General features: G+C 60.5%; 3 protein-coding genes and 1 pseudogene. 3 read left to right on the top strand and 1 reads right to left on the bottom strand.

Translation table 11 applies throughout. The features are described from left to right. A pseudogene (locus H5U08_RS09605) lies at window positions 1-1,353 on the bottom strand (hypothetical protein); the annotation flags it as partial. Window positions 1,354-2,171: 818 nt separating this feature from the next. Between H5U08_RS09605 and H5U08_RS09600 the strand changes: the two are divergent. The 3 genes from H5U08_RS09600 (at window position 2,172) to H5U08_RS09590 (ending at window position 4,867) form a co-directional block, all read left to right on the top strand. Then, the gene (locus H5U08_RS09600) at window positions 2,172-3,026 is read left to right on the top strand and encodes a sugar phosphate isomerase/epimerase family protein (RefSeq protein WP_297032479.1); all 855 of its coding nucleotides are present in this window, start codon (window positions 2,172-2,174) and stop codon (window positions 3,024-3,026) included. 105 nt (window positions 3,027-3,131) lie between these two features. Then, window positions 3,132-3,776 carry a Holliday junction branch migration protein RuvA gene (ruvA, locus tag H5U08_RS09595; protein ID WP_297032477.1) on the top strand — a complete coding sequence of 215 codons (645 nt, stop codon included), beginning with the start codon at window positions 3,132-3,134 and terminating at the stop codon, window positions 3,774-3,776. Then, window positions 3,773-4,867 (top strand): zinc ribbon domain-containing protein, encoded by a 1,095-nt coding sequence (locus H5U08_RS09590; RefSeq protein ID WP_297032476.1) that lies wholly within the window; start codon window positions 3,773-3,775, stop codon window positions 4,865-4,867. Before ruvA ends, H5U08_RS09590 begins: the two co-directional genes overlap by 4 nt. Window positions 4,868-5,234 lie beyond the last annotated feature (367 nt).

The following is a 5,234-nucleotide window of genomic DNA, read 5'->3' as shown; positions in this document are numbered from 1 at the left end:
ATAATACGTCGGACGGGAAAGATCCCCGGCCAGCACCGGCCAGTAGAATACGGGAATATTCCGCAGGTAAATGAAATTGTCCCGGCTCATCGCCCACGGATGATGTGTCATCACCGGTTGGCCGGTTTCCGGATCGATGATCGGCTGGCCTGTCACCGGATCGAGGGCTGGCTGAACACGGTCTTCGACATAGGCGAATTGGGTCTGCAGACGGTAGCCGGGCACACCCATCCGGCTGGTGGTCACGAAAAGATTCTGGGCGAAAAACTGGCTTTCGTTGAGCTGCTGCAGAATCTCCGCCCGAAGTCGCAAATAGCCCTCGTAATCGGGAAGTCGGGTAAGCAGTTCCGCGTTGAGAATGATCCCCGCCCGCCGGGCCACATCGTAATACATCCGGTCGGCGTAAATAACACGGTCTCCCTGCCGGAAAACGATGTGGCCTTCCAGATACAGTTCCAAAGGAAATCGGCTGGGCTGCGTTCGTTCGCCGGTCAAATCGGGCTGGTCTTCGCCGGTGTACCAGATGACCACCCGATCCGCCGAAATATCCACCGTCCCCAGGGGACCGGCTTCTTCCACGATCACGTTGACGCCCGCATCAATGACGCCGATCCACTGGCCTCCTTGAGGGGCCGGAAACCACTGGGCCTGCACGGGCACATCACCGCGAGGAAACACCCGAATCCGGCGGCTGGCCGTGCTCGTTCCCATCTCATTATCAAAATTCTCCGGACGCAACGCCCGCTGGGTGATCCCTTCCGCCTCGGCGTTGCGGCGGGTCATCGCACGGCGAAAGACCGGTGGATACGGATCCGGTTCTCCCGCCACCTGGCCCACATACGTTTCCACATCCGCCAGGGTGTAGAGTCGTCCAAACCAGGTCTTATCGGTGAGCTGGGCCCCACCTTCGGCCCCCGTCTCGATCTTCACCCCGCCCTCCAGGTACACGATGACCTTCACCGGTCGCGGAGGAACCCTGAAAGATGGCGCATCGCTGAAGGGACGTTCCGGTGGCAAAAGCGACGGGCCATCTGGGGATGTCCCCCCCTGCCCCTCGGTGGGACCAAGAAGTTCCGGCCCTGGGGGTGCCACCTGTTCCTGGGGAAACGGCGCCATGGCAGGACCGAGCGGCCCACTGTCCGGAGATCGGTCCACCCAGAGCACGGCTTCTCGGGACCGCAGGACCACCGGCCCCTGCCGAATCTCGCAACTTCCGCGGAGGATCCACACCTCGTAACTGCCCAGGTTCCAGCGGTTGGCCGCTTCCGCTCGAATCTCGACGGGGAATCGTGGGTCCGCCGGAAGCGCGATTTCCCCGGCACGAAGCGGCGCCACAGCCATCGCCAGGAGCATGAGGCCAACGCCCAGGCTCCGCAAAAGGGAACGGCCGGGCCCAGCTCCCGGTTTCGGCAACCCGACCGGCCGCCGGGGAGAGCTTGCCCTCCACGGTGTGGCGAATACCTCAGCTGTGCAAAAAGACGTGGACCTCAGAGCGACGCTTCCCTGCTACCTGATAGACGCATCCATGTGATTCGCCGCACAGTCCCAGTAAGATCCCCCATTCTCAGGGGATGTGCGGCGGATTATACGCGAGTCTGTCACTCACGTTCAACCCGGTTTTCCGACCCGGCAAGGTGTCAAGGTATTAGGGAGTTGAGGTATCAAACCGGCACAAATTCGACCCACAACGGCGACAACGCATCAGATACTCGGTAGGGGCCATTCATGAATTGCCCCTACAACGTCGGAGGGACCTGCTTGTCAGGCCCACATTCGGAGGAACCCGCTCCTCGGGTCCGATGAACACCGATTGATGCCCCATGCCGCTTCACCGGGCACGACAAGCGTGCCCCTCCGACACATCGGAGGGACCTGCTTGTCAGGTCCGCCGGTGGACATTGGATCATCCATCCCTTTTCCTCAGGCGCCACAAGCGTGCCCCTCCGGAGGACACTTGCGAACGAAAAAACTCTCGAGTATCTTGACGGCAAACCATGGCCGAAGCGGAGCGCGCCCGGCAAACGGGCTCCACATCAACTCGCCGCCCGCGCAAGGGCCCGACCGTGGCAACACGCGGGCAGCCTGGCTTCGGAAAATATGTTCCGGGATGCCCGGCAAGCCGTGGTCAAAACCGACGTCCGGATATCGAAGAAATGGAGGAGGAACCTGCCGTGGAAAAGTGGCCGATCGGTGTCTTTGCCAGTATTGACGCAGGCTTGGGTGTGCAGCTTCCGGTAGCTCGGGAACTCGGCGTCCCCACCATCCATCTCCACACCCCCAAAAAGGAGTCCCGCACTCCGCAACGAGCCCAGGAGTTTCTCCAACAGTTGAAGGACTTCGGCCTGACAATCACCGTGGTGTTCGCGGGGTTTGAAGGCGAAAGCTACGCCGACATCCCCACGACGGCTCGCACCGTCGGTCTTGTCCCCCCGGAAACCCGCGAAGAGCGCAAACGCGAACTTCTGGAAATCGCCGACTTCGCAAAACTGTTGGGCGTCGATGCCGTCGGCCTCCACGTGGGATTCATTCCCCATGACCGCAACGACCCCAACTATCAGGCGGTGAAGCAGGCGTTGCAGGAAGCCTGCGATCACTGCGCCAAGCAAGGCCAGCGAATTCACCTGGAAACCGGTCAGGAAACCGCCGAAGCCCTCCTCCAATTTCTGGAAGACGTTGGGCGGGATAACCTGTTCATCAATTTCGATCCCGCCAACATGATTCTCTACGGGACGGGCGATCCGATTCCCGCCCTCAAAAAGGTCGGCCGATATGTGCGGAGCGTCCACTGCAAAGACGCCAAATGGGCCGCCCAACCGGGAAAAGAATGGGGAACCGAAGTCCCCTTCGGCACCGGAGATGTCAACGCCGAATTGTTCCTCCGCACCCTGGCGGAAATCGGTTATGATGGACCGTTGACCATCGAGCGCGAAATCCCCCAGGAACCCGAGCGCCAAAAGGCAGAAATCGGCCACGCCATCCGAGTCATTCAGGAAATCAAACAGAAAATTTTCGGTTCCGCATCCTGAAGCAACCGGGAACTTGGGAAAGGGAGTCCCCGCGGGAACGCCGGCGGCCTCGTGACCGCCCGGCTTCAGGTCGGCGTCTTCTTTCCGGAAAGGAGTGCTGCGGAGTTGATCACACAAATCGAAGGCGAGCTGGTGCGACTCACGGAGGAAGCGGCCACCGTGCGGATCGGGCCTCTCCACTGCGAGGTCCTCATCCCGGAGTACACCCGGCGGCAGCTCCAAACGCTCCTTAACCAGCGCGTGGTCCTGCACACAATCTTCTATCTCGAAGGGGGCGTCAATGCGGGAAAGCTCAGCCCCCGGCTGATCGGTTTCCTCTCCGAAATCGAACGGGAATTCTTTGACCTCCTGTGCTCCGTGGATGGCATGGGGGCAAAAAAAGCCCTTCGCGCCATGTCGCATCCCGTCAACGAAATCGCCACCGCCATCGAACAGCAGGACCACCGTTTTCTGGCCAGCCTGCCGGGAGTGGGGGCGGCCACCGCCGAACGCATCGTCGCCAAACTGCGACGCAAAATGCCCAAGTTCGCCCTCTGGGTGACCCAGCAAAAGGTCACCGAGGAATCCCTCGTCGAACCCGACGTCATCTCCCAGACCTACGAAACGCTTCTCGTCCTGGGCCACAGCGAGAGCGAAGCCCGGCGATTGATCGACTCCGTCCTCAGTCGTAAAAAGAGGTTCAGCAGCGTGGACGAAATGCTCCATGCCATTTACGAGCGTCAATCTCAACAGGGAAGCAGGACGCCGTGAAAAAAGCAGGGGTTTCCACCACACCACCTCCGCGACGACAGACCGAAACCCAGTGGCCCCTCGTGGAAACCGAGGCCTGCCCCCGTTGCGGGGCTCCCCTGGAACCGGCCGATCGCTTCTGTCCCGCCTGCGGCGCCGCCCACCAGCCTCCGCCTTTGCCCACGCAGGCTAAGCGGACATTCCAGGAGACAATCACCTGCGACAACTGCGGGGCCCCTATTCACCTTCGGCCTGACCAGCGCAGCTACACCTGCGAGTACTGCGGCAGCACGTATGTGCTCGACTTTGCTCCCGAACTGACCGGCCGCCAGGCCCCGGAGTTCGTCCTGGGCTTTGCCATTCCGCCGGATAAGGCTCGGCAACTTTTGTTGAAATGGGTGGAACGCCGTGCCGGTGGGGCCCCGGCCGCTTTTCGCCAGGCCATTCGCCGGGCCGATATTCGCGGTATTTACATCCCCTTCTGGTCGTTCTCCATGCTGGCGGAAAGCCAGTGGCAGGCCACCATCGGCGAGTACTGGTACCGTACCGAAACCTACACCATCACCGAGAACGGAAAACTCGTCACCAAGACCCGCACGGTACGCGAGACGGAATGGTGGCCCCTTTCCGGAAAGTATCATCAGTTTGTCAGCGGTTATCTGGTGTCGGCCAGCCGAAACGTGCCGCAGGAGGTGGCCGACCGCCTCATCCCTTTCCATCTGGCCGGCCTGCGACGCTACGATCCCTCCTATCTGGCGGGATGGGCCTGCGAAGAGTACGTCATCGATCGGCCGGAAGCCGAGTCCCGCTGCAAGGAATATTTCCGGCAGTATCAGGAACAGTGCATCGCCGCTTTTCTGCCCGGCGATACGTACCGCGGCCTGGTCGTTGAGACTCAGTTTTCAGAAGAAGCCTCCGACCTTATTCTGCTGCCCATCTATGTCATGCGCTTCGACTATGCAGGCAAGACGTATCGAGTATGGATGAATGGACAAACGGGGGCCATTACGGGAAAGGTGCCGCGATTCTGGGGACGGTGGATCATCGTCGGCCTGATTGTGTTGGCGGTCCTTACCGTGCTTGCATTTCTTCTCAGACGTCTGGGGGGATAGACAAGTATTCTCCATTCCATTACTCGCGCCGGCGGCCGGATAGAGTGTCGCTTATTCCCTCGCACCACAATTGAATGAAAAGTCATCGCCCTGCAGGTAGGGATTATTCATGAACTTATCTGGCCAGTGCGATGCGTGAATGACCCAGAGAAGATTGACAATACGCGCGCCCTATCGCTGGCAGGGGTGATTCACCAGTCGGCCCGAGGACGCGTGGAGACCACTTTTTTGGATTGGGCTGGGGCGATTGATAAATGGCCCCTCCCACCTCATAGGGACCTGCTTGTTAGGTCCGTTCTTTTTGGAGGGACCCGCTCGTCGGGTCCACCGTTTAACGCTCGATCATCCATTGCTTGCCGGCGGGGAC

Source organism: Thermogutta sp. (assembly GCF_014359955.1).
GTDB lineage: Bacteria > Planctomycetota > Planctomycetia > Pirellulales > Thermoguttaceae > Thermogutta.
The sequence above is the reverse complement of the archived record's forward strand: the minus strand, read 5'-3'. Positions and strand labels throughout refer to the sequence as shown.